The 23,935-nt window shown below is 72.4% G+C and carries 20 protein-coding genes; 9 read left to right on the top strand and 11 right to left on the bottom strand.

All coding sequences use genetic code 11. The features are described 5' to 3' along the window. Positions 1-120: 120 nt before the first annotated feature. Positions 121-1,077, top strand: a complete 957-nt coding sequence (meaB, locus tag ACFV0O_RS19105) for a methylmalonyl Co-A mutase-associated GTPase MeaB (RefSeq protein WP_380342968.1) — start codon at positions 121-123, stop codon at positions 1,075-1,077. Positions 1,078-1,164: 87 nt separating this feature from the next. Here the strand turns inward: meaB and ACFV0O_RS19100 are convergent, their stop codons facing one another. From ACFV0O_RS19100 to ACFV0O_RS19080, 5 genes are all read right to left on the bottom strand, one after another. Then, a complete protein-coding gene (locus ACFV0O_RS19100; RefSeq protein ID WP_360254044.1) occupies positions 1,165-1,680 on the bottom strand; it encodes a MarR family transcriptional regulator in 516 nt (171 codons plus the stop codon). Between the two features lie 40 nt (positions 1,681-1,720). Further along, positions 1,721-2,530: an AIM24 family protein gene (locus tag ACFV0O_RS19095; protein WP_360254209.1), complete on the bottom strand. Its 810-nt coding sequence runs from the start codon at positions 2,528-2,530 to the stop codon at positions 1,721-1,723. Between the two features lie 251 nt (positions 2,531-2,781). Next, positions 2,782-3,432, bottom strand: a complete 651-nt coding sequence (locus tag ACFV0O_RS19090; RefSeq protein WP_380342965.1) for an AIM24 family protein — start codon at positions 3,430-3,432, stop codon at positions 2,782-2,784. Continuing rightward, on the bottom strand, positions 3,432-4,070 hold the full coding sequence (locus ACFV0O_RS19085; protein ID WP_360254048.1) for an AIM24 family protein: 639 nt from the start codon (positions 4,068-4,070) through the stop codon (positions 3,432-3,434). The genes ACFV0O_RS19090 and ACFV0O_RS19085 overlap by 1 nt, the downstream gene beginning before the upstream one ends. Positions 4,071-4,150: 80 nt before the next feature. Continuing rightward, the gene (locus ACFV0O_RS19080) at positions 4,151-4,960 is read right to left on the bottom strand and encodes a DUF2127 domain-containing protein (protein ID WP_360254050.1); all 810 of its coding nucleotides are present in this window, start codon (positions 4,958-4,960) and stop codon (positions 4,151-4,153) included. 292 nt (positions 4,961-5,252) lie between these two features. Here ACFV0O_RS19080 and ACFV0O_RS19075 point away from each other — a divergent pair, with 292 nt between their 5' ends. Continuing rightward, on the top strand, positions 5,253-5,564 hold the full coding sequence (locus ACFV0O_RS19075; protein ID WP_380342961.1) for a DUF3817 domain-containing protein: 312 nt from the start codon (positions 5,253-5,255) through the stop codon (positions 5,562-5,564). A 124-nt stretch (positions 5,565-5,688) separates the two neighbouring features. On the opposite strand, the gene ACFV0O_RS19070 is transcribed toward ACFV0O_RS19075, so the two are convergent. Then, on the bottom strand, positions 5,689-7,317 hold the full coding sequence (locus ACFV0O_RS19070; protein WP_380342958.1) for a M4 family metallopeptidase: 1,629 nt from the start codon (positions 7,315-7,317) through the stop codon (positions 5,689-5,691). Positions 7,318-7,788: 471 nt separating this feature from the next. Next, complete coding sequence (locus ACFV0O_RS19065; RefSeq protein ID WP_380342955.1) at positions 7,789-9,408, bottom strand: M4 family metallopeptidase; 1,620 nt, start codon at positions 9,406-9,408, stop codon at positions 7,789-7,791. Positions 9,409-9,905: 497 nt separating this feature from the next. Between ACFV0O_RS19065 and ACFV0O_RS19060 the strand changes: the two genes are divergently transcribed. From ACFV0O_RS19060 to ACFV0O_RS19050, 3 genes are all read left to right on the top strand, one after another. Continuing rightward, positions 9,906-10,442 carry a MarR family winged helix-turn-helix transcriptional regulator gene (locus ACFV0O_RS19060; RefSeq protein WP_380342952.1) on the top strand — a complete coding sequence of 179 codons (537 nt, stop codon included), beginning with the start codon at positions 9,906-9,908 and terminating at the stop codon, positions 10,440-10,442. 76 nt (positions 10,443-10,518) lie between these two features. After that, a complete protein-coding gene (locus tag ACFV0O_RS19055; protein ID WP_380342949.1) occupies positions 10,519-10,860 on the top strand; it encodes a DUF3817 domain-containing protein in 342 nt (113 codons plus the stop codon). A 168-nt stretch (positions 10,861-11,028) separates the two neighbouring features. Next, a complete protein-coding gene (locus tag ACFV0O_RS19050) occupies positions 11,029-12,714 on the top strand; it encodes a methylmalonyl-CoA mutase family protein (protein ID WP_360254062.1) in 1,686 nt (561 codons plus the stop codon). Between the two features lie 296 nt (positions 12,715-13,010). On the opposite strand, the gene ACFV0O_RS19045 is transcribed toward ACFV0O_RS19050, so the two are convergent. Next, the gene (locus tag ACFV0O_RS19045) at positions 13,011-13,652 is read right to left on the bottom strand and encodes a TetR/AcrR family transcriptional regulator (protein ID WP_380343108.1); all 642 of its coding nucleotides are present in this window, start codon (positions 13,650-13,652) and stop codon (positions 13,011-13,013) included. Between the two features lie 409 nt (positions 13,653-14,061). Here ACFV0O_RS19045 and ACFV0O_RS19040 point away from each other — a divergent pair, with 409 nt between their 5' ends. The 4 genes from ACFV0O_RS19040 to ACFV0O_RS19025 all read left to right on the top strand — a co-directional run bounded on the left by ACFV0O_RS19040 (position 14,062) and on the right by ACFV0O_RS19025 (position 18,819). Beyond that, on the top strand, positions 14,062-15,054 hold the full coding sequence (locus ACFV0O_RS19040; RefSeq protein WP_380342945.1) for a tetratricopeptide repeat protein: 993 nt from the start codon (positions 14,062-14,064) through the stop codon (positions 15,052-15,054). Between the two features lie 766 nt (positions 15,055-15,820). After that, the gene (locus ACFV0O_RS19035; RefSeq protein WP_380342942.1) at positions 15,821-16,492 is read left to right on the top strand and encodes a DUF6230 family protein; all 672 of its coding nucleotides are present in this window, start codon (positions 15,821-15,823) and stop codon (positions 16,490-16,492) included. A gap of 135 nt (positions 16,493-16,627) precedes the next feature. Next, the gene (locus ACFV0O_RS19030; RefSeq protein WP_380342939.1) at positions 16,628-17,323 is read left to right on the top strand and encodes a DUF6114 domain-containing protein; all 696 of its coding nucleotides are present in this window, start codon (positions 16,628-16,630) and stop codon (positions 17,321-17,323) included. Further along, positions 17,320-18,819 (top strand): hypothetical protein, encoded by a 1,500-nt coding sequence (locus ACFV0O_RS19025; protein WP_380342937.1) that lies wholly within the window; start codon positions 17,320-17,322, stop codon positions 18,817-18,819. The genes ACFV0O_RS19030 and ACFV0O_RS19025 overlap by 4 nt, the downstream gene beginning before the upstream one ends. Positions 18,820-18,901: 82 nt before the next feature. Here ACFV0O_RS19025 and pyk read toward each other — a convergent pair whose 3' ends face one another. From pyk to pta, 3 genes are all read right to left on the bottom strand, one after another. Further along, positions 18,902-20,329: a pyruvate kinase gene (gene pyk / locus ACFV0O_RS19020; RefSeq protein WP_380342934.1), complete on the bottom strand. Its 1,428-nt coding sequence runs from the start codon at positions 20,327-20,329 to the stop codon at positions 18,902-18,904. Between the two features lie 94 nt (positions 20,330-20,423). Next, positions 20,424-21,647, bottom strand: coding sequence for an acetate kinase (locus ACFV0O_RS19015; protein WP_380342932.1), 1,224 nt, complete (start codon positions 21,645-21,647; stop codon positions 20,424-20,426). A 103-nt stretch (positions 21,648-21,750) separates the two neighbouring features. Further along, on the bottom strand, positions 21,751-23,910 hold the full coding sequence (gene pta, locus ACFV0O_RS19010; protein WP_380342930.1) for a phosphate acetyltransferase: 2,160 nt from the start codon (positions 23,908-23,910) through the stop codon (positions 21,751-21,753). Positions 23,911-23,935 lie beyond the last annotated feature (25 nt).

Below are 23,935 nucleotides of genomic sequence, written 5' to 3'. Positions count from 1 at the left end.
TGCCCGCCCCAGCGTCCGCGGCCCCTCGCCCATTAACGCCCTAAGCACCCGCGGGGCGGCCGCCCCCCCCCCCGCGCCCCCCAGCCCCTTCGGCGTACGCACCCGTGCGAGGAGTTCCTGATGATCGATGTCGCCACGCTGGTCGAGCAGGCCCGGGAGGGCAGGCCGCGGGCCGTCGCCCGACTGATCACGCTGGTCGAGAACGCCGCCCCGCAGCTGCGGGAGGTGATGGCCGCACTCGCGCCGTACACCGGCCAGGCCTACACCGTCGGGCTGACCGGTTCGCCCGGGGTCGGCAAGTCCACCTCCACCTCGGCGCTGGTCTCCGCCTACCGGCGGCTCGGCAAGCGGGTCGGGGTGCTGGCCGTCGACCCGTCCTCGCCGTTCTCCGGCGGCGCGCTGCTGGGCGACCGGGTCCGGATGCAGGACCACGCGACCGACCCCGAGGTGTTCATCCGCTCGATGGCCACCCGCGGCCACCTCGGCGGGCTCTCCTGGACCGCGCCGCAGGCGCTGCGGGTGCTGGACGCGGCCGGCTGCGAGGTGATCCTGGTCGAGACCGTCGGCGTGGGCCAGTCCGAGGTCGAGATCGCCGCCCAGGCCGACACCACCGTGGTGCTGCTGGCCCCCGGGATGGGCGACGGCATCCAGGCCGCCAAGGCCGGGATCCTGGAGATCGGCGACGTCTTCGTGGTCAACAAGGCCGACCGGGACGGTGCCGACGCCACCGCGCGGGAGCTCAACCACATGCTCGGCCTCGGCGAGGCCCGGGAGGCGGGGGACTGGCGGCCGCCGATCGTGAAGACCGTCGCGGCCCGCGGCGAGGGCGTGGACGAGGTGGTCGAGGCGCTGGAGAAGCACCGCGCCTGGCTGGAGGAGCACGGCGAGCTCGCACAGCGCCGCCGGCGCCGGGCCGCCGAGGAGATCGAGGCCATCGCGCTCGCCGAGTTGCGGGCCCGGATCGGGGACCTGCGCGGGGACCGGCACCTGGCGGCGCTCGCCGAGCGGGTGGCCGGGGGCCGGCTGGACCCGTACGGCGCGGCCGACGAACTCGTCGCCGGGCTGACCCGGGGCTGAGCCGGGCTGCCGGGCCCGGACGCGCGGAAGGGCCGGCCCTCGGGGGACCGGCCCTTCCGTCGTACCGCGGGCGGGCGCCCGGGGTGACTACGGGCGGCCGCGCAGGCCGCGCAGGTGCTCGGCGATCGGTGCGAGCGCCTCGAACATGGCGTCCAGCTGCTCCGGGGTGAAGCGGTCGATGAAGTGGGCCCGGACGCTGCGCACGTGGTCCGGGGCGACCTGCTGCATGGTCTCCCAGCCCTGCTCGGTGAGGTGCGCGTAGAGGCCGCGGCGGTCGCCGGGGCACTCCTGGCGGAGCACCAGGCCGGCGTTCTCCATCCGGGTGATCTGGTGCGAGAGCCGGCTCTTGGACTGCAGCGTGGCGGTCGCGAGGTCGGTCATCCGCATCCGGCGGTCCGGGGCCTCGGAGAGCACGACCAGGATCTCGTAGTCGTTGATCGCCAGGTTGTGGGGCTGGAGTTCGCGGCTGAGCTGGTACTCCAGCAGCTTGGCGACCTCCAGATGGGCGCGCCACATCCGCTGCTCCCTGACGGTCAGCCAGGGAGTCTCCTCCCCGGGCTGCGACGGAGGGTTGTCCGCAGTGTCGATCGTGTGCGTATCCATGGGATCCAGCATACCCGATTTAGTTCAATCTTGTACAAGTTTACAGGCCGAAACGCCGACCGAGGTCGCCCAGGTTACCGAGCCCCGGCAGGTTGGGGTTGCCGCCGCCGTGCCCGGCCGAGCCCGGCTGGGACGGCACCCCGCCCATCGGGACGCCCGCCTCGGCGCCCACCTGCCCGACCGACCGCTCCGCCATCAGCTTCTCGCTGGACTGCAGCAGCACCTGCCCGGCGCCGATGAACTCGAACTGGTGCTCCTCGCCGGAGGCGCCGCCGAGGCCGGTCAGCCGCCGGATGCCGCCGATCAGCCCGTGCATGTAGTCGTGGTCGTAGTGGTGGCACGGCGCCGGGCAGTCCGCCCAGCCGACCAGCGCCTGCGGGTCCACCCGGATCGGCGGCTCGACGAAGTGCACCGGCCCGTTGGAGGCGGCGACGAAGCGGCCGGTGCCGATCAGGGTCAGGAACCCCGGGATGATCGACTGCTTGAGCCGCAGCGTCGGGTCGAAGGCGAGCAGGTTGCCGGAGCGGACGGTCAGGTTGCCGTCCTCCAGGTCGTACGAATTGAGGTCGAACGCCCGGTCGGCCAGCAGCAGCTTGCCGCGGCCCTCGGCGACCACCCAGTCCGACGCGTGCATCGGCGAGTTGAAGTGCTGGCCGAGCATCCGGTCGACCATCCCGGCGCCGACGCCCTTGAAGGTGATGTCGCCGTAGTAGGCGACCATCTTGCCCTTCTGGAGGAAGTAGGACCCGTTCAGCTCAACCGAGAAGGCGTACGGGTTGACGTTGTCGTTGACCGGCAGGCTGTGGACGTCGTGGACCACCGGGCCGGTGCCGTCCTGGGCGGTCGGCAGCGGGGCGATCGGGCCGCCGAACTGCTCCTGGGCGTACGGCTGCTGGGGCGGCGGCGGGGGCTGGTGCGGCTGCCCGGGCGGCGGCGTCTGGTAGCCGCCCTGCTGCGGGTACCCGCCTTGCTGGGGGTAGCCGCCCTGCGGCGGGTACCCCTGCTGCGGGCCGTGGTTCGGCGGGGGCGGCGGTACGACGAAGCCGGGCTGGGTCGGCTGGTCGTGCGGAGAGCCGTACGGGGGCTGCGGCGGGTAGGACATCAGAGCTTCTCCTCGCTCGCCTGGACGTACACCGCGCCCTGCCCGGACAGCTCCAGCTGGAACGCCTCGCCCGAACCGCGGCCGATCATGTCGCGCCAGCCGAGCGCGGTGGACAGCTTGTTGCGTACGTCGCCGCGGTGCGCCACGTACGCCTGCGGGTCGACGTGCACCTCCTGGCCGGGGACGATCGGCAGCTCGAAGACGCCGCCGTGGGCCATCACCGCGACCGAGCCGTGGCCCTCCAGCTTGGTGGTGAACAGGCCCTGCCCGGTGACCTGGCCGCGGACCATGCCCATCACCCCGCCCTGCGCGCCCATGAACATGGTGGACTGCCGCAGCGTGCCCTCGAAGGCGAGCAGCCGGTCCGCCTCGACGTACAGGGTGTCGCCGAACAGGTCGATCACGTGGACGTGGTGGCCGCCGTGGCCGAACATCACCCGGCCCTGGCCCTCGACCGTCATCAGCGGGGTGTCCTCGTTGGCCACCCGGCGGCCGATCATCGACATCACGCCGCCCTGGCCGCCGGTGATGTTCGGCGTGAAGCGGACGTCGCCGCTGTACGCGAGCATCGCGCCGCGCTGGCTGAACAGCCGCTGCCCGGGAACCACCTGGGCCTCGACCATCTTGCCGTTGATCTTCGTGAAGCCCATCAGACGTCACCCCCGATGGTGACCTTCTCGGACGGCTGCACGTACACCAGGCCGTCGCCGCTGAACTCGACCTGGACGGCCTCGCCGCCGCCCTCGCCGATCACCGTGGTCCAGCCCGCGCCGGACTTCAGGCTGCGGTGCAGGTTGCCGGTGTGCGCCACGTACGCGCCCGGGTCGACCCGCAGCGGCATGCTCTTGTCGACCCGCAGGATGATGGCGGGTCCGTTGGAGGTGAGGGCGGCCCAGCCGTGGCCCTCCACCTTGGTGGTGAAGAGGCCGTTGCCGGAGGACATGCCGTTGAGGCCGGTGAAGCTGGTGCCGGTGTGCAGGGTGGACTCCGTGCAGAGCAGGTTGTCCGCCTCGACGTACAGCGCCTCGCCGTTCAACCGGACCAGATTGATCTCGGTGGCCTTGTCGGCGAAGTAGCAGGTGCCCTGGCCCTTCACCTCCATCACCGTCATCTTCTCGCCGGTCAGCCGGCGGGCGACCATGCCGCGCAGGCCGTCACCGCCACCGGTCAGCTTCTTGAAGGTCATCTGCCCGGTGTAGGCGACCATCGAGCCGTGTCTGGCCTTGACGGCGTCCCCGCCCAAGTCGACGGCGAGCACTCGCGATCCCTGGAGTCTGAACTGTGCCACGGCCGCAATCTAGCCGCTGCGGCCGTGGCACGGGGAGGGTGCGGGCCCGGACTGGTACCGGGCTGGGACAAAAGCGCCGGTCAGCTGCGCGCGTGCGCCCCGTGTCCGTGTCCGTGTCCGGGGTGCGGGACCGTGCCCGCGGCCTGCTCGACCTCCAGCAGCGAGGCCGAGTGGCGCTCCGCCTCGAAGGCCACCACGCCGCCGCGCAGTCCGAACAGGCGCTTGGAGAGCATGATCCAGAGGACCGCCGCGATGTTCAGCACCAGGGTGCAGATCTTCACCGCGCTGACGTGGTGGCTCAGCTCGTAGCCCTCCAGCGGCAGGAAGGCCGCGGTGGCGACCACCGTCAGGTACTCGGCCCAGCGCTTGTTCAGCCAGAGGCCGACCGCCTCGACGATCTCGATCACGGCGTAGGCCAGCAGGGCGCCCGCGGCGACCAGCAGGGTGCTCTTCTTGAAGTCGAAGGTCTTGCGGATCGTCTCGACGATCGGGGCGTGTTCGAGGTCCCAGTGGAAGTGCTCCGTGACCGGCCTGAAGACCGTCAGGTTCTCGTCGAAGACCCGGTGCACCGCGTCCTGGCTGTTGGAGAACTTCCACACGGCCCAGGCGATCACGATGATCAGCAGCCCGCGCAGCACCCGCTCGACGGCGAGGAAGCGCAGGATGAAGAGGTCCCGCAGCGCCTTGCCGCGCGGCACCAGCGGCGCGTCCGCGGCGGGGCCGGAGCCGTGCGGGGCGCCCAGCGCGAAGTCGCCGCAGCGCAGGCAGCGCCAGGCGTCGCCGAGGGCGGTGGCGGCGTGCAGCCGGGAGGCCAGCTCGGGCTCGGCCGGCGCGTAGGTGATGTGCCCGCGCTTGGCGCAGGTCCTGCGGTCCCAGTCGCGCTTGAACATGTGGTGACTACCCCCGTGGCGTGGTGCTTCCGGCGTCCGGATCGGTGGACGCGCGGGCAGCAGGATAGGGGGTCCCGGTGACGGGTGGTCGCGCTCGGTCGCGTTCCGGCACACAGCTGTGACAACGCGGGCGGGCCCGGGGAGGCGCTTGCGGGCGGGGACTGTGAGATCGGGCACGGAGCCCACCCCCGGCCGGGGGCCCGCACGTGCGCTCGGTGATAATGGCCGGAAGGCTTGTGAGTCGCTTCACAAGCGTGCCAGCGCCTCCGACCCCCGTATTGAGGTACCCAACGTGAACAGCAGCGCCGTCCACCGCCTGCGCCTGGTCTCCGGCCCCGAAGGGGTCTCGTTCGTCCTGCTGCTGATCTGCTCGGTGCTGAAGCGGACCACCTCGTTCGACGCCGTCCCGGTGATGGGCATGGTCCACGGGATCCTGTTCATCCTCTACGTGGTCTTCTGGATCCAGGCCTGGCAGGTGCAGAAGTGGGACGCCAAGCGCGGCGTCCTGCTGTTCGTCCTCTCGGTGGTGCCCACCGGCGGCTTCTTCGCCGAGCGGATGCTCGGCCGGGAGGAGCGGGGCGAGCTGGAGCCCGCCACCGCCTGACCCGCTGCGCGGACGGTCGACAGGCTGCCGCGGCCTCCTCTCCCAAAGGGCCGCGGCAGCCTGTCGCCGTTTCTTACCGGGGGTGGCTCTCGGTCTTACCGGGGGTGGCTCCCGCCGGGTGCGGCTAGTTGACGTTCACGCCGCTCCAGGCCGCCGCGACCGCCTTGTACTCGGTGCTGGTCGCGCCGTACAGGTCGGTGGCGGCCTTCAGGGTCGCCGTGCGGGCGGCCTTGTAGTTGGTGGTGGAGGTCATGTAGACGGTCAGCGCGCGGTACCAGACGGCCGCCGCCTTGGTCCGGCCGATGCCGGTGACCGTCGAGCCGTTGGAGGTCGGGCTGTTGTAGCTGACCCCGTTGATGACCTTCGCGCCGCTGCCCTCGGACAGCAGGTAGAAGAAGTGGTTGGCCACGCCCGAGGAGTAGTGGACGTCCTTGTTGCCGACGGTGGAGGACCAGTAGTCGGCCGAGGCGCCGTCCTTGGAGGGCTTGTCCATGTAGCGCAGCGGGGTGCCGTTGCCGTTGATGTTGAGCTTCTCGCCGATCAGGTAGTCCGGCGGGTCGGAGGGCAGGTTGGCCGACCACTCGACCATGGTGCCGAAGATGTCCGAGGTCGCCTCGTTGAGGCCGCCGGACTCGCCCGAGTAGTTCAGGTTGGCCGTGGCGGAGGTGACGCCGTGGCTCATCTCGTGGCCGGAGACGTCGATGGCGGTCAGCGGGTGGGTGTTGCCGGAGCCGTCGCCGTAGGTCATGCAGAAGCAGCTGTCGTCCCAGAACGCGTTGACGTAGTTGGTGCTGTAGTGGACCCGGCTCGCGGCGCCGACGCCGTTGTTCTTGATGCCGTTGCGGCCGAAGGTGTTCTTGTAGTAGTCCCAGGTGGCCGCGGCGCCGAACTGGGCGTCCACGGCGGCGGACTCGCGGTTGGACGGCAGTCCGTTGCCCCAGGAGTTGGTGGTCTTGCTGAAGAGCGTGCCGCTGCCCGAGGTGCCGCCCTTGAGGTCGGTGGTCGACTGGTTGCCCCGGCTGGCGTCCTTGAGCTGGTAGTTCGAGCCGCTCTGGGTGGTGGTCAGCGTGACGGTGCCGACGTTGACGCCCTTGCCGGTGCCGGTCGCGGTCTGGACGTGCTCCTGGCTGGACAGCACCTGGCCGGTGGCGGCGTCGGTGACGACCTCCTGGCGGCTCGGGGTGCCGTCCGCCCGCTCGCCGGTGACCACCGTGCGCTGGGCCAGGCGCGGGGCGCCGTCGGCCGCCCAGACGACCAGTTCGGTCGCGCCGGCGCCGTCGACCCGGCTGAGCGCGGCCTCGTCCTCGTCGGCGGCGATGCCGACCGTCGCGCGGACCGCGGCGGTGGCCCGCTCGGCGGCCTGGCCGGCGGCGACGCCCGGGGTCAGGGTGGGCACGGACAGCTGTCCGGCGAAGGCGCGGTCGACCGAGCCCACCGAGCCGTCGGCCTTCTGGTGGACGACCAGGTCGCCGCCGATCACCGGCAGGCCGGCGTAGGTCCGCTCGTACCGGAGGTGCCGGGTGCCGTCCCGGTCGACCACGACGTCCTTGGGGACGAGCTTCTCCTGGCCGCCGAGGGCGAGGGCCTGCGCCACCGGGGCGCTCTGCCCGGCGGCCAGCGCGAGCAGCGCGGACTGCTGCTGCTCCGGCGCGGGGGCGGCGGCCTGGGCGGCGGGGACGGCGGCGATCTGGACGACGCCGGCCAGCAGGGCGGTGGCGGAGAGTACGGCTCCGACAGTCAGCTTTCGCTTCACGGACGGGGGTTCCTTCCACGAGACCCGCGGGTGCGTGCGGGTGCGCCGCGTACCGGGGCGCCGGGGTTGACGCCGTGGGGCGGTAGGGCGCGGACGTGCTGCTCCCGTGCGGTTCCTGACGCTCCGCCGGATGGGGTGGGGGTGGCGGAGGTCGGACGGGGCTTGGTCAGAAGCATGACAATCCCCGGCGGGGATGGACAGGTCGCGTACGGGGATTGGCCAGGAATCGCCAGTCCGGGGTGCGGGTGGTTCGGTTGCTGCCCTTTGTCCGATACGGGCGGGTTCGTGCCCCTGGCGGGACGCCGCCCGCGGGCGGCCGTGTCGCCCGGCGGCCGCCCCCGCCTCCCGGCCCGGCGGCCGGCCCCGGCACCCGCCCCGGCGCAGGGGCCCCCCGCCCGGCCCGGAAGCCGGGCGGACGCCCGGGGCCTGCCCTCCGCGGGCCCCGGGCGTCCGGATCGGGTGCGCCGTGCGTCAGTTGACGTTGACGGCGGTCCAGGTCGCCGCGACCGCGGTGTACTCGGCGCTGTTGGCGCCGTACAGGTCGGTGGCGGCCTTGAGGGTCGCCGTGCGGGCGCCCGCGTAGTCGGTGGTCGAGGTCATGTAGGTGGTCAGCGCCTTGTACCAGACCTGGGCGGCCTTGTCCCGGCCGATGCCGGCGAGGGTCGAGTTGTTGTAGGTCGGGCTGTTGTAGCTGACGCCGTTGATGGTCTTGGCGCCGCTGCCCTCGGCGAGCAGGTAGAAGAAGTGGTTGGCCACGCCCGAGGAGTAGTGGACGTCCTTGTTGCCGACGGTGGAGGACCAGTAGTCGGCCGAGGCGCCGTCCTTGGACGGCTGGTCCATGTAGCGCAGCGGCTTGCCGTCACCGTTGATGTTGATCAGCTCGCCGATCAGGTAGTCCGGCTTGTCGGCGGGCAGGTTGGCGTAGAACTCGACCATGGTGCCGAAGATGTCCGAGGTGGCCTCGTTGAGGCCGCCGGACTCGCCCGAGTAGTTCAGGTTGGCGGTGGCGGAGGTGACGCCGTGGCTCATCTCGTGGCCGGCCACGTCCAGCTCGGTCAGCGGGTGGGTGTTGCTGGTGCCGTCGCCGTAGGTCATGCAGAAGCAGCTGTCGTCCCAGAACGCGTTGACGTAGTTGCGCCCGTAGTGGACCCGGCTCGCGGCGCCGACGCCGTTGTTCTTGATGCCGTTGCGGCCGAAGGTGTTCTTGTAGAAGTCCCAGGTGGCGGCGGCGCCGTACTGGGCGTCCACGGCGGCGGACTCCGCGTTGGAGGACAGGCCGTTGCCGAAGCTGTCGGTCGAGTTGGCGACCAGGGTGCCGGACCCGGAGGTCCTGCCCTTCAGGGTGTAGGTGGCCTGGCCGCCGCGGCTCGCGTCCTTCAGCGAGAAGGTCGAGCCGCTCTGGGTGGTGGTCAGCGGGACGGTGCCGACGAAGACGCCCTTGCCGGTGCCGGCGGCGGTCTGCACCTCCTCGTGGGTGGAGAGCACCTGGCCGCTCGCCGCGTCGGTGACCAGCAGCTGACGGCTCGGGGTGCCGTCGGCGCGCTCGCCCTCGACGGTGGTGCGGTACGCCAGGCGCGGGTTGCCGTCGGTGGCCCAGACGACCAGCTCGGCCTGGCCGGTCTGGTGCACGGCCGTCAGCGGGGCCTCGTCCTTGTCGGCGGTGACGCCGACGGTGGACTGCACGGCGCCGGTCGCCTGGGCGGCGGCCTTGTCGGCGGGGATCTGCGGGGTGAGGCTCGGCAGGGCGATCGTCGCGCCGGTGGCCTTGTCCACGGAGGTGGTCGAGCCGTCCGCCTTCTGGTGCACCACGAGGTCGCCGCCCAGGACCGGGAGTCCGGCGAAGGTGCGCTCGTAGCGGAAGTGGCGGGTGCCGTCGGCGTCCACCAGGGCGTCCTTGGCGACGAGCTGCTCCTGGCCGCCCAGGGCCAGGGCGTGCGCCACCTTGCCCGCCTGGCCGTTGGCCAGGGCGATCAGGTCGGCGGTCCGGGAGTGCGGGGCCGAGTCCGCGACGGCCACGGTGCTGACCTGGACGACGCCCGTGAGCAGGGCGGTGGCGGAGAGTACGGCGACTGCGGCGAGCTTTCGCTTCACGGACGAGTCCTTCCGGGAAACCGCGTGTGGGCGCGGTCGCACCACGTCCCGGGGGCCGGGGTCGGCACCTGAGGGGCGGGACGGGCGCTGACGTGCAGGGGCCCCGAGCGGTCGAGCGGCTGGCCACCGGTGGGTGGGGGTGGTGGCCGCCGGACGGGGTTGGCGGAAAGCATGACAATCGAGCAAATCAAATGACAGGTCTTCCTCATGAATTGGCCAAGTCCCGCCAGGAGTTGGCAATGTGAACAGAGGGACGAATGGGATCAATCACCCCGTCCTCCGACGGGTTGCCGTCCGAACCGGGGCCCGGTTCACCGGTGTTGGCGCGATCCGAGGTCAACATCGATTCGCCGCAACCGTGTTGCGGTCCGTTCACACCGTCGCAATGTCCAGGTATGGACCTGGCCGCCCGATTGGCGGGATCCCGCCACGCGTCGCGCTTGTCCACCATCAGGACGGCTGGTAGCGCCCGTCCCGGCCGCCGGTACGGTAAGGAGGTGGCCAAGCCCCTCGCTCTCGACTTCGACCCGATCGCCCGCGCCGACGAGCTGTGGACCCGCCGTTGGGGTGCCGTCCCCTCGATGGCGGCGATCACCTCGATCATGCGCGCCCACCAGATCCTGCTGTCCCGCGTGGATGCGGTGCTCAAGCCGTACGGGCTGACCTTCGCCCGCTACGAGGCGCTGGTGCTGCTGACCTTCAGCAGGACCGGGGAGCTCTCGCTCTCCAAGATCGGCGAGCGGCTCATGGTCCACCCGACCAGCGTCACCAACACCGTCGACCGCCTGGAGCGGGCCGGCCTGGTCGCCCGCCGCCCCAACCCGCTGGACGGCCGCGGCGTGCTGGCCGCGATCACCGGGCGCGGCCGCGAGGTGGTCGAGGAGGCCACCCGGGAACTCGTGGCGATGGAGTTCGGGCTGGAGGAGTACGGCCCCGGGCAGTGCCGCCAGGTCTTCGAACTGCTCAAGCCGCTGCGGATCGCGGCCGGTGACTTCTCCGAGCCGGAGGAGGGGGCTGCGCAGGGGGAGGCGTGAGGGCGGCTACCCTCGTGGGAGCGGTGCGCGGATCCGGGCGTACCGGCCGAAAATGCCGAGCGAGGCGAGGAAGAGTATGAAGGCGACCCCCCTGCTGGGCTGGTACCGGGGCCTGGCCGTTGCGACCGGTGTGGCACTGCTGGTCTTCTGCGGCTTCATGGTCGCGAAGTACGGCTTCGGCACGGCCGAGGAACTGACCATGTACGTCGCGATGCTGCACGGCTACCTGTACATCGGGTACTTCGTGGTGACCTTCCTGCTCGGGCAGAAGCTGAAGTGGCCGCTCGGCCGCCTGGTGCTGACCCTGGCGGCGGGCTGCATCCCGTTCCTCTCCTTCGTCTTCGAGCGCAAGGTGGCCCGCGAGGCCGCCGAGCAGGTCCCGGCGGGCGCCGGCGCCCGCCAGCCGGCCGGCGTCTGAGCCGCGAGCCCGCACGAGGGCCCCTTCTCCGTCCCGGGGGAGGGGCCCTCCGCGTTGCCCGCATGTTTCCGTCGACAAGTACTAGGACGTCCGAGTAAATTAGTAGGACGTCCTAATAGCTGTGCCGCCCCGTCGCCGTGGCGGCCGTACGGAGCGGAGTTCGGGGTCATGGACGCCGAGGAGATCGAGCGCGGACGGCAGCGCTGGCAGCAGCGGTACGACAAGGCCCGCAAGCGGGACGCGGACTTCACCACCCTCTCCGGCGACGAGGTCGAGCCGGTCTACGGCCCGCCCGCCGGGCAGGCCCAGGAGGGCTTCGAGCGGATCGGCTGGCCGGGCGAGTACCCGTACACCCGCGGCCTCCACCCGACCGGCTACCGGGGCCGCACCTGGACCATCCGCCAGTTCGCCGGCTTCGGCAACGCGCAGCAGACCAACGAGCGCTACCGGATGATCCTGGACGCGGGCGGCGGCGGCCTCTCGGTCGCCTTCGATATGCCCACCCTGATGGGCTACGACTCGGACGACCCCAAGTCGCTCGGCGAGGTCGGCCACTGCGGCGTGGCCATCGACTCGGCCGCCGACATGGAGGTGCTGTTCGCCGGCATCCCGCTCGGCGAGGTCACCACCTCGATGACGATCAGCGGCCCGGCCGTCCCGATCTTCTGCATGTACCTGGTCGCCGCCGAACGGCAGGGCGTCGACCCGGCGGTGCTCAACGGCACCCTGCAGACGGACATCTTCAAGGAGTACATCGCACAGAAGGAGTGGCTCTTCGCCCCCGAGCCGCACCTGCGCCTGATCGGCGACCTGATGGCCTACTGCGCCGAGGGCATCCCCGCGTACAAGCCGCTGTCCGTCTCCGGCTACCACATCCGCGAGGCCGGGGCGACGGCCGCGCAGGAGCTGGCGTACACCCTCGCGGACGGCTTCGGCTACGTCGAGCTGGGCCTGTCCCGCGGCCTGGACGTGGACGTCTTCGCGCCCGGCCTGTCCTTCTTCTTCGACGCCCACCTGGACTTCTTCGAAGAGATCGCCAAGTTCCGCGCCGCGCGCCGGATCTGGGCCCGCTGGATGCGCGACCGCTTCGGCGCCAAGACCGACAAGGCGCAGTGGCTGCGCTTCCACACCCAGACCGCGGGCGTCTCGCTCACCGCGCAGCAGCCGTACAACAACGTGGTCCGCACCGCCGTCGAGGCGCTGGCCGCGGTGCTCGGCGGCACCAACTCGCTGCACACCAACGCCCTGGACGAGACCCTGGCGCTGCCCTCCGAGCAGGCCGCCGAGATCGCCCTGCGCACCCAGCAGGTGCTGATGGAGGAGACCGGCGTCGCCAACGTGGCCGACCCGCTGGGCGGTTCCTGGTACGTCGAGGCGCTGACCGACCGGATCGAGCAGCAGGCCGAGGCGATCTTCCAGCGGATCCTGGACCGGGGCCGCGAGGACCACGAGATCGGCCCGATCACCTCCGGCATCCTGCGCGGCATCGAGGAGGGCTGGTTCACCGGCGAGATCGCCGAGGCGGCCTTCCAGTACCAGCAGTCGGTGGAGAAGGGCGAGAAGCGCGTGGTCGGCGTCAACTGCCACCCGCGCAGCGTCACCCCGGAGCTGGAGATCCTGCGGGTCAGCCACGAGGTCGAGCGCGAGCAGGTCCGGGTGCTGGGCGAGCGCAAGGCGGCGCGGGACGAGGCGGCGGTGCGGGCCGGGCTGGACGCCATGCTGGCGGCGGCGCGCTCGGGCGAGTCGATGATCCCGCCGATGCTGGACGCGGTGCGCGCGGAGGCGACGCTGGGCGAGATCTGCAACGCGCTGCGGCAGGAGTGGGGGACGTACCAGGAGAACGCGACGTTCTGACCGCGCTGCGCCTCTGACCGCGCAGGTCGGCTGACCGCGCCGCCCCTCCGGGTGCGGGCGGGCAGCCGCCGGGGCCGGACAGGGGGCCCCGCCGGGGTGCGGACGGGCGGGCCCCGCGGGCCCGCCCGGGCGGGCGGGGGGGGCCCCCCCCCGCGCCCCCGGGGGGCGCGGGGGGGCGGCCGCGGGCGGCGGGGGGGGGGGGGCCCCCCGCGCGCGGGGGGGGGGGGGGGCCCCCCCCCCCCCGGGGCCGGACAGCCGCCCGTACGGGGTTCCGTACGGGCGGCTCCGTCGTGCCCTCAGCAGGTGGTGAGCGGTCCCAGCAGCAGGTCGGTGAAGCGGCGGGTCCACGCGGGGGTGATCGGCTCGCCGCTGACCAGGACGCGGTGTTCGACCGTGCCCGCGATGGTGTCGAAGATGATGTCGACCTCCTCGTGGGCGGACGCGGCGTCGAGGTCCGCGTCGAGTTCGCCGCGGGCCTGGGCGGCTGCCCGGCCCTGGCGGACCAGCCGCTTCTGCGGGTCCACGATGGCCTCGCGGATCCGGCGGTGCAGCTGCCGGTCCCGGATGCCCTCGGCGAACAGCGCGAGCAGCGCGGCCTGGGTCTCGGGGCGGGCCAGCAGGTCGGCGAACTGGGCGACCACGGCCTCGATGTCGGCCCGCAGGCTCCCGAGGTCGGGCATCACCAGGTCGTCGAAGAGGGTGGCGACGGCGTCGACCACGAGTTCGTTCTTGGAGGGCCAGCGCCGGTAGAGGGTGGTCTTGGCGACCCCGGCGCGGCTCGCCACGTGGCCCATGGTCAGTCCGCCCCAGCCGAGTTCGGCGAGGGCTTCGCGGGTGGCGTCGAGGATCGCGCGGTCGGCGGCGGCGCTGCGCGGGCGGCCCTTGGCGCGGGCGGCGTTGGCGGCCTCCGGGACCGTGCTCGCCGGGGTCGGGCACACCGGTCGGGTGCGGTCCGGGCTCGCGGGGGGCTGGGCGGCCGGCACCGGGCCTCCTTGCGCTTTACTGGTAAGTAACTTGGGTGGGGCTGGTAACGGTAGCGACTGTTCGCCGATTCGGGGAGCCGGGCCGCCCGGGAAAGTGGGGCAGGTCACGTCCCCGAACCGCCGGTGGGGCTTGCGGCCGGGGCACCGCCTCCAGTTACGCTACGACTCGTAGCGAAAGCAGTGACAACCAGGCGCCGCACCCGTGGGACGGGAGCGGCGCGGGCGCGGGTGGGGATCCGCGCCGAACGGTCCAGGCTACCGGGGGAGGGGCGCGGAGCCCGGGAACCCGCGCCGCGCGGCCCGCGCGGGGCGACTTTCCCGAGGTTGGTGCCCGACAGCGGCGCGAACGGGGGAGGATGGTGCCATGCAGCCACGGAATTCGCGTCTCAACAGCTCCGCCCTGCGCGGCGCGGTCGACCTCGCCGCAGTGAAGGCGGCCGGCGAGGCCGCCCAGAAGGCCGAGCAGGCCCGGGCCGAGCGGGCCCGTCAGACGGCCGCCGCCGAAGCGGCCGGGACCGTCCCCGCCGAGTCCGCCCACCAGCTCGTCATCGACGTCACCGAGGACACCTTCGAGGTCGAGGTCGTCCAGCGCTCCACCGAGGTGCCGGTCGTCATCGACTTCTGGGCCGAGTGGTGCGGCCCCTGCAAGCAGCTCAGCCCGGTCCTGGAGGGCCTGGTCGAGGAGTACGCCGGCCGCTTCGTGCTCGCCAAGATCGACGTGGACTCCAACCAGCTGCTCGCCCAGCAGTTCGGCATCCAGGGCATCCCGGCCGTGATGGCCGTGGTGGCCGGCCAGCTGGTCCCGCTGTTCCAGGGCGCGGAGAGCGCCGCCAACATCCGCAAGGTGCTGGACCAGCTGATCCTGGTCGCCGAGCAGCGCTTCGGCGTGGGCGGCGGCGCGGCCGTCCCGGGCGAGGCCCCGGCCGCCGCCCCGCAGCGTCCCGAGGACCCGGCGCTGTCCGCCGCGCACGACGCGCTGGACGCCGGCGACCTGGGCGGCGCCGTCCGGGCGTACCGGAACGTGCTGGTCGACCAGCCGGGCAACACCGAGGCCAAGCTGGGCCTGGCCCAGGCCGAACTCCTGCAGCGGGTCGAGGGCTTGGACCTGCAGGCCGTCCGGGCGGCGGCCGCGGCGGACCCGAAGGACGTCGGGATCCAGCTCCAGGCGGCCGACCTGGACCTGGTCGGCGGTCACGTCGAGGACGCCTTCGGGCGTCTGGTGGAGACCGTCGGCCGGACGGCGGGCGAGGACCGGGACACCGCCCGGCTGCGTCTGCTGGAGCTGTTCGAGGTGATCGGGTCGGAGGACCCGCGGGTCGCCGCGGCCCGTACGGCACTGGCGCGCGTGCTGTTCTGAGGCCCGTTCGGGTCCGCTCCGGGCTCGTCCGGGGCCTGGCTCCGGTCCGGTCCGGACCGGGTTCGGGACCGCTCCGGAACCGTCGGCTGGCACGGCGGATGACCTGCGGTGTCGCCAGGTGATTTGGCGACAATCCGGTCAACCGGACAGAGGTTTACCAAATCTTGATTTCACCCGTGGGTGGTCACTATGTGTGACCACCCACGGGTGTTTCGCTGGTGTTTCCGGCAGATTTCGCCGTCACGTTTCCTTCAAGGCGTCACGCACGGTGCGGATCACTCCGATTTCATGATCGACACCACCGGATGTTGCATTACCCGTCAGTAAGGCACCCCTTGTGCTTCGCCCGGGATTCAAGCAGCATCGGCGTCGCCCGGTCCCGGACTCCACACCCCGACAACCCGTCGGTCACGCGGAGCGAGGGATCCCCACCGGGCGATCCGCCGACCCCGGTCGGCGGTAGGGAGGGCAGGGGGGTATCCGCGGTCCCACGGCGGTTCCTGTCCTTCGACCGGCCGCGCGGCCCTGCGCGGTCGCTGGTTGTCGCTCGGGGGTGATCGCCGATGTCGTCGGTCCTGCCCGCCGCCCCACAAGGTCGGCCGGTGCTTGGTCGGGAGGGCCGCTTCATGCGGGCCGCTCCCGCGTCCGACGACGCTCAAGGCGCTCTCCGCTACCGAGGACGTAGCTCTCTCCCATCCCAGGCCCCCACCGGCGCGGGAAGCGCCGCCGGGGAGCCGGAGATGTACGTCCTAGAAGGAGGACTCGCATGTCCAAGACCTACGGCAAGACCCGCTGGAAGCGCTTCGCCCTGGTGATGGTGCCGAGCGTCGCGGCCACCGCGATGGTCGGCGTCTCGATCGCCAACAGCGCGCTCGCCGCCTCGTTCAGCATTTCCGGCCAGCAGTTCAAGGTCAGCACCACGCACCTTGAGGGCAAGAACTTCGCCCAGTTCGGCACCGTCGACATCGAAGCCAAGGGCACGCCGCACCCGGTTGCCGTCTCGGCCTTCGACTCGGCCGACATCACCAACCTGTGCCAGTCCGTGGTGACCGACCTGTCGGCGTTCGGCCTCGGCAAGATCACCCTCCAGCTGAACGCCGGTGGCCCGGGCAGCAAGCCGGTGCACGCCGACAACCTGCTCATTGACCTGGAGCAGCTGAAGGCGGACGCGACGTTCAAGAACATCAACATCGGCCAGGACGCGTCCACCCTCAAGGGCAGCGCGACCCAGGGCTGGGCCCCCCACGCGGGCGTCCAGGCCGCGGGCGGTGGCAAGGGCCTGCCGACCGGCGCCACGGGCTTCGCCCAGGCAGCCGACTCGGCCATCCTGGACAACGTCCAGCAGACCGCGCGCGCCACCTCGGCCGGCAACTTCGTGCTCAGCGGCCTCAACCTGTCGCTCAAGCAGGGTGACGGTCCGGGCATCGAGTGCTTCTGAGCCCTGTCTGACGGTGCGCCCGGCGGCGTACCGGAGTGACGGGTCTCCCAGGGCCGGGGGCGGCGGACAGTTCCGCCGTTCCCGGCCTCACGCCAATATGTTCTCCCCCTCGTAGAGACATCGAGGAGCTGCACCATGTCCAGCGCAACGGTCGAACCCCGGACCGGCCACCAGAACCCGATCAACTGGCTTTGGCGGCACTTCCGTGTCTTCCGCCGCACGAGGCCCTTCTGGGGCGGCCTGCTGGCCATGATCGCCGGCGTCCCGATCCTCTACTTCCCGTACGCGCACCTCTCGCTCGGTGGCGTGACCATCGCGATGTCGACCACGGCCGGTGCCGGGTCGATGATCATCGGGGTGCTGCTGATGATCCTCGGACTCACCGGGTGGTTCCAGCCGGCCGTCCGGGTGTTCGCGGGCATCGCCACCATCCTGCTGACCCTGGTCTCGATCCCGGTCTCCAACCTGGCGGGCTTCGGGCTGGCGCTGCTGCCCGGCCTCATCGGCGGCGGCCTGATGGTCTCCTGGGCGCCGCTGCCGGAGCCCGAGGAGGGGGCGCAGGCCAAGGCCGGCCGTCGTCGCCGTCGGGGTGACGGTGCGGGCGGCACGACGGCGGAGAACGCCGTGGCGCAGAGCGTCGCCACCGAGCCGACGACCGCCACGGAGCCGACTGCCGAAGCTGCGGTGGAGCCCGCCGCCGAGGCGCCGACCGCCCAACTCCCCGCTCAGGCAACGCCGCAGGAGCCGGCCGCCGAGGCCGCCCCGAAGCAGCCCGCCGAGGCCGCCGTCCCGAAGCAGGCCGGCGCCGGCGATCCGGAGGGGGCGCGGTGACCGGGCCGGCCGAGCAAGCCGACGGTACGGCCGTCCCGGCGCAGCGCGGCCGGCACGCGGCCCCGCGCACGCCCGTACGGGTCCGGCTGAGAGGTCGCGCGCTGGCGATGGCCGCGGTGCCGACCGCGCTGCTGATGGCCGCCGCCTACACGCCCAACCCGGCGATCGCCGAGTCCGCGGCGGGCAAGCCCTGCGGCAACGCCCCGGTCGCCGTTCCGGACGTCGCGCCGATCGAGGAGACGCCCGTCCCGAAGAGCGAGCTGCCCGAGCCGCCGCCGGGGCCGTCCTCCGAGCCGACCGCGGCGCCGACCGGGGCGCCCACGGCCGGGCCCTCGACCGGCCCGACCGCGGTGCCGACGCAGGCCCCGACCCAGGCGCCGACCGCCGCGCCGACCCAGCAGCCCACCTCGCCGGTGAAGCCGCCGGCCGCCGCGTCGCCGGCCGCCCAGCCGCCGGCCGCCGCGACGCCCGCCGCCCAGCCGCCGGCCGCCCGTTCGGCCGCCACCGGCGGCGACGCGGTCGCGTCGGGCACGGACCGGCAGGGTGCCGGGAGCGGCCCGGGTGCGGTGACGCAGGCCGGGTTGATCGACGACATCGTCGGCGGCATCAACCACCTGCTGAACCCCACCGCCTCGCCGAGCCCCGGCCCGACCCAGACCCCCAAGCCGGGCGCGACCGCGCCGGCCACGACCCCGGCGCCGGCAACCACCCCGGCCGGCCCGGCCTCGGCCCCGGCCCCGCGATCCGACACCCCGGCCCAGCCGCAGGCGGCGGCCGCCACCCCGGATACCGCGCCGACCGCGGCCCGGCCGTCCGGCGGCGCGCCCTCGCCCGCCGCGACGCCGAGCGGGAAGGCGAGCCCCAAGGCGACGCCCTCCGCGGGTTCCTCCGGTACGGCCTCGCCCACCGCGGGCGCCACCGGCACCCCGTCGGCCACGCCGACCGACAACCCCAACTGCGCTGTGGACACCCGGAGTCTGACGGCCGGCGCGGCCGCCTCCGGGCAGGTCGTCCCGGAGCAGAACTGGACGCTGCAGACCAGCCGGCTGGCCCTGCACGGCGCGGCCTTCCACGGTGTCTACGACGTGAAGACCCCGACCGGCAGCAAGCGGGTGCTGAAGTTCGTCGTCGACAGCGTGGACATCGACAACCTCGACATGTCGACTCTGGAGGGCAACGGTGTGACCTTCCACGTCCAGGGCGCCAAGGGTTCCACCTCGACCATGCGCGACGGCCAGGTCACCATGTACGTGGAGCGGCTGTCCGGCCACCTCTCGAAGCTGCTGGGCCTGCCGATCCCGATCGACCTGGGCGAGATCACCCTCACCCCGGACACCCTGCCGCGCTGGCTGTACGACCTGATCGGCGCCATCCCGATCCCGCTGGACCTGGAGCTGACCGGCGTCACCGCCAAGCAGGCCGGCCAGTTCGGCGGCACCCTGCACATCCCGGGGATGCACCTGTTCAACGACGACGCGCCCTACAGCGACAAGTAGCGGTGCGGCGGACGCCGTGACGCCCGTGGGGCGGCCCTCCGTACGGGAGGACCGCCCCACGGGCGTTCTGACGGGCGGGTGCTCACTCGCCCCGGGTGCCGAGGTGGTGCACCTGCACCATGTTGGTGGTGCCGGGGATGCCGACCGGGACACCGGCGGTGACGATGACGGTCTCGCCCTCGGCGAGCCGGCCCAGCCGCAGCAGCTCACGGTCGACCTGGGCGACCATGGCGTCGGTGGTGGCCACCTGCTCGGTGACGTACGCCTCGACGCCCCAGCTCAGCGACAGCTGGTTGCGGGTCGCGGAGTCCGGGGTGAACGCGATCACCGGGATCGGCGAGCGGTAGCGGGACAGCCGGCGCGCGGTGTCGCCGGACTTGGTGAACGCGACCAGCGCCTTCCCGTCGAGGAAGTCGCCCAGCTCGCACGCGGCGCGGGCGACCGAGCCGCCCTGGGTGCGCGGCTTGCGGCCCGGGTTGAGCGGCTGCAGGCCCTGGGAGACGAGCTCCTCCTCGGCCTTCTCGCAGATCCGGCTCATGGTGCGGACGGTCTCGACCGGGTACTTGCCGACGCTGGACTCGGCGGAGAGCATCACCGCGTCGGTACCGTCCAGGATGGCGTTGGCGACGTCGGAGACCTCGGCGCGGGTCGGGCGCGAGGCGTGGATCATCGACTCCATCATCTGAGTGGCGACGATGACCGGCTTGGCATTGCGGCGGGCCAGGGTGACCAGCTGCTTCTGGACCAGCGGCACCCGCTCCAGCGGGTACTCGACGGCGAGGTCGCCGCGGGCGACCATGATGGCGTCGAAGGCGAGGACGATCTCCTCCATGGCCTCGACGGCCTGCGGCTTCTCGATCTTGGCGATGACCGGCACCCGGATGCCGACCTCGTCCATGATCTCGTGGACGTCCTTGATGTCGTCCGCGTTGCGGACGAAGGACAGGGCGACCATGTCGACGCCCAGGCGCAGCGCGAAGCGCAGGTCGTCCTTGTCCTTCTCGGACAGGGCGGGCACGTTCACGGCCGCGCCGGGCAGGTTGATGCCCTTGTTGTTCGAGAGCACGCCGCCCTCGACCACCACGGTCTTCACCCGCGGGCCGTCGACGCTGACGACCTCCAGGGCGATGACGCCGTCGTTGATCAGGATCGGGTCGCCGGGCTTCACGTCGCCGGGCAGGCCCTTGTAGGTGGTGCCGCAGATGTGCTGGTCACCGGGGACGTCTTCGGTGGTGATGGTGAACTCGTCGCCGTTGTCGACGGTCACCGGGCCGTTGGCGAAGGTCGCCAGACGGATCTTCGGACCCTGGAGGTCGGCCAGGACGCCGATGGCCTTGCCGGTGTCCTCCGAGACCTGGCGGACCTTGTGGTACCGCTCCTCGTGGTCCGCGTGGTTGCCGTGGCTCATGTTCAGTCGGGCGACGTTCATGCCCGCCTCGACGATGGCCTTCAGCTGTTCGTAGGAGTCCGTCGCCGGACCCAGGGTGCAGACAATTTTCGCTCGGCGCATATGGATCAGTCTATCCGTTCGTGTTATGGGTGCATTCGGCACGGACCGGGAGGAATCGCCGACGAATAATTCCGAGGAGTGAGACGATTCCGTGTCAGTCCTCGGACCCCTGGTGTTCCCGGTGCACCAGCGCGAAGGCCTGCCGGGCGATCTCCAGCTCCTCGTCGGTGGGCACCACCGCGACCGCCACCCGGGCGTACGCGGGCGAGACGATCCGGGCCTCGCCGGAGCGCACCGAGTTCAGCTCCGGGTCCACGGCGATGCCCAGCTCCTCCAGCCCCGCGGTGGCCGCCGCGCGCACCGGCGCCGCGTTCTCCCCGACCCCCGCGGTGAACGCGATCGCGTCCACCCGGCCGAGCACCGCGTAGTAGCCGCCGATGTACTTGCGCAGCCGGTGGACGTACGAGTCGAAGGCGAGCTGTGCGTCCGCGTCCCCCTCGTCCGCTCGGCGCATGATCTCGCGCATGTCGTTGTCGCCGCACAGGCCGCGCAGGCCGCTGCGGCGGTTGAGCAGGTCGTCGATCTCGTCGATCGACAGGCCGCCGACCCGGTGCAGGTGGAACACCACGCCGGCGTCGATGTCGCCCGAGCGGGTGCCCATGACCAGGCCCTCCAGCGGGGTCAGGCCCATCGAGGTGTCCACGCAGCGACCGCCGCTGACCGCCGAGGCGGAGGCGCCGTTGCCCAGGTGCAGCACGATCACGTTGACCTCGGCCGGATCCTTGCCGAGCAGCCGGGCGGTGGCCCGCGAGACGTACTGGTGCGAGGTGCCGTGGAAGCCGTAGCGGCGCACCCGGTGCTCGTCGGCGACGTCCTTGTCGATCGCGTACCGGGCCGCGGACTCCGGCATCGAGGCGTGGAAGGCGGTGTCGAAGACGGCCACCTGGGGGAGGTCGGGGCGCAGCGCCCGGGCGACCTCGATGCCGGTGATGTTGGCCGGGTTGTGCAGCGGGGCGACCGGGATCAGCCGGCGGACCTCCCGGAGCACCTCGTCGGTGATGACGGTCGGTTCGGTGAACCGCTTGCCGCCGTGCACCACCCGGTGGCCGATCGCGGCCAGCTCGGGGGAGTCCAGCCCGAGGCCGTCGGCGGCCAGTTCCTCGGCGACGGCCTTCAGCGCGGCGCTGTGGTCCGGGAAGACCTGCGAGGCCTCGCGCCGCTCGCCCGTGCGCGGGGTGTGCACCAGGCGCCCGCCGGCCTCGCCGATCCGCTCGACCAGCCCGGAGGCCAGCCGGGCGCCGTCCAGCATGTCGATCAGCTGGTACTTCACCGACGAGGAGCCGGCGTTCAGCACCAGGACGCGGGTGCCGTCACTCATGCGCCCACCTCCGTGACGTGCGCGGCGGGCGTTCCGCGGAACGTGCACCTGCCGATGGTCCTCCCCCGGCCCTCGGCCGGGGGGACCCCCACGCTCCGCTCACTCATGCCTGCGCCTCCTTGCGGTCCTGGGACTGGATGGCGGTGATCGCGACCGTGTTGACGATGTCCTGCACCAGCGCCCCGCGCGACAGGTCGTTGACGGGTTTGCGCAGCCCCTGCAGCACCGGGCCGACCGCGACCGCGCCGGCCGAGCGCTGCACGGCCTTGTAGGTGTTGTTGCCGGTGTTCAGGTCCGGGAAGATCAGCACGGTGGCCCGACCGGCGACCGGCGAGCCCGGCAGCTTGGTGGCCGCGACGTGCTCGTCCACCGCCGCGTCGTACTGGATCGGGCCCTCCACCAGGATGTCCGGCCGCAGCTCGCGGACGAGCTCGGTGGCCTTGCGGACCTTGTCGACGTCCGCGCCCGAGCCCGAGGTGCCGGTCGAGTACGAGAGCATCGCGACCCGCGGTTCGACACCGAACTGGGCGGCGGTCGCGGCGGCCTGGATCGCGATGTCGGCCAGCTGCTGGGCGTCCGGGTCGGGGTTGACCGCGCAGTCGCCGTACACCAGCACCCTGTCGGCCAGGCACATGAAGAAGACGGAGGAGACGATCGAGGCGCCCGGCGAGGTCTTGATCACCTCGAAGGCGGGCCGGATGGTGGCCGCGGTGGAGTGCGCCGCGCCGGAGACCATGCCGTCCGCGATGCCCTCCTGGACCATCAGGGTGCCGAAGTAGGAGACGTCGGTGACCACGTCCAGGGCCAGCTCGACGGTCATCCCCCGGTGGGCCCGCAGCCGTGCGTACAGCTCGGCGAACTGGCGGCGCAGCGGGCTGGTGGTCGGGTCGACGATCCGGACCTGCGCGCGGTCGGCGGCCGGGTCCTCCCCGGCCCGGCTGCCGGCAGGTGCCCCCGCCTGGGGCAGTTCGATGCCGAGGCCGGCGGCCTTGCGGCGCACCGCGTCCGGCTCGCCGAGCAGGGTGAGGTCGCAGATGTTGCGGCGCAGCAGGATCTCGGCGGCGCGCAGCACCCGCTCCTCGGTGCCCTCGGGCAGCACCACGTGCCGACGGCCGGCCCGGGCGCGTTCCAGCAGCTCGTGCTCGAACATCATCGGGGTGACCCGTTCGGACCGGCCGACCTCGATCAGGTTGGTCAACTCGGCGGTGTCGACGTGCAGTTCGAACAGGCCGAGGGCGATCTCGGCCTTCCGCGGGCTGGCCGCGGTGAGCTTGCCCTCCAGGTGGGTCAGGGTGGCGGCGGTGGGCCAGCTGCCCTCCGGGACGACCGCGACCGGGGTGCCCGGGGCGAGCCGGGCGGCCAGCGCCATCACGTTCGGGCCGGGGTGCTGGCCGAGCGTCAGCAGCACGCCGGCGATCGGCGGGGCGCCGGCGGCGTGCGCGGCCAGGGAGCCGATCACCAGGTCGGCGCGGTCCCCGGGGGTGACGACCAGCGCGCCCTCGGTCAGCGCGTCCAGGAAGGTCGGCAGCATCGCGCCGCCGAAGACGTAGCCGCGCACGTCCCGGGCCAGGCCGGAGGCGTCCCCGAGCAGCACCTCGGCGCCGGTCGCCTCGACCAGCTGGGAGACGGTCGGCGCGGCCAGCGCCGGCTCCTCCGGGATGACGTAGGCGGGGATGGGCAGCTTCTCGGTGAGTTTGCGCTGGATCCGCTGCTTGCCGCCGGGGGCGACCCGGTTGGCGATCATCGCCAGGGTCTCGCAGCCGAGGTCGGTGTACGCCCGGTGGGCGTTGCGCACCTCGGCGATCACGGCCTCCGGGTCCCCGGCGTGCCCGCCGACCACGGGCAGCACGGCGGCGCCGAACTCGTTGGCGAGGCGGGCGTTGAAGGCCAGCTCGTCCGGGATGTTGGTGTCGGCGAAGTCGGTGCCGAGCACCAGCACCGCCTGGCAGCGCCGTTCCAGCGCGCGGAACCGGTCGACCAGGACGGAGACCAGCTCGTCCTGTCCCTGGGCGGCCTGCAGCGCGGCGGCCTCCTCGTAGGTGAGGCCGTACAGCTCGGTGCCCGGCAGGTCGATCCGGTAGCGGCCGCGCAGCAGTTCGACCACGTGGTCCGATCCCGGCTGCCCGGGCGCGGCGGCGTGCACCAGCGGGCGGAAGACCCCGACCCGGTCCACCTGGCGGGTGAGCAGTTCCATGACCCCGAGTTCGACGGCCTGGCGGCCGTCCCCCCGGTCGATCCCGGTCACGTACACGCTGCGCGCCACGTGGGTGTCTCCGTTCCGTCGCCTC

Source organism: Kitasatospora sp. NPDC059577 (assembly GCF_042735475.1).
In the GTDB taxonomy this organism is placed as follows: domain Bacteria; phylum Actinomycetota; class Actinomycetes; order Streptomycetales; family Streptomycetaceae; genus Kitasatospora.
The sequence above is the reverse complement of the archived record's forward strand: the minus strand, read 5'-3'. Positions and strand labels throughout refer to the sequence as shown.

Coding starts and splice junctions, on each gene's coding strand:
- meaB (WP_380342968.1), top strand. CDS start 121: ATGATCGATGTCGCCACGCTGGTCGAGCAGGCCCGGGAGGGCAGGCCG.
- ACFV0O_RS19100 (WP_360254044.1), bottom strand. CDS start 1,680: ATGGATACGCACACGATCGACACTGCGGACAACCCTCCGTCGCAGCCC.
- ACFV0O_RS19090 (WP_380342965.1), bottom strand. CDS start 3,432: ATGGGCTTCACGAAGATCAACGGCAAGATGGTCGAGGCCCAGGTGGTT.
- ACFV0O_RS19080 (WP_360254050.1), bottom strand. CDS start 4,960: ATGTTCAAGCGCGACTGGGACCGCAGGACCTGCGCCAAGCGCGGGCAC.
- ACFV0O_RS19055 (WP_380342949.1), top strand. CDS start 10,519: ATGAAGGCGACCCCCCTGCTGGGCTGGTACCGGGGCCTGGCCGTTGCG.
- ACFV0O_RS19050 (WP_360254062.1), top strand. CDS start 11,029: ATGGACGCCGAGGAGATCGAGCGCGGACGGCAGCGCTGGCAGCAGCGG.
- ACFV0O_RS19040 (WP_380342945.1), top strand. CDS start 14,062: ATGCAGCCACGGAATTCGCGTCTCAACAGCTCCGCCCTGCGCGGCGCG.
- ACFV0O_RS19035 (WP_380342942.1), top strand. CDS start 15,821: ATGTCCAAGACCTACGGCAAGACCCGCTGGAAGCGCTTCGCCCTGGTG.
- ACFV0O_RS19030 (WP_380342939.1), top strand. CDS start 16,628: ATGTCCAGCGCAACGGTCGAACCCCGGACCGGCCACCAGAACCCGATC.
- pyk (WP_380342934.1), bottom strand. CDS start 20,329: ATGCGCCGAGCGAAAATTGTCTGCACCCTGGGTCCGGCGACGGACTCC.
- ACFV0O_RS19015 (WP_380342932.1), bottom strand. CDS start 21,647: ATGAGTGACGGCACCCGCGTCCTGGTGCTGAACGCCGGCTCCTCGTCG.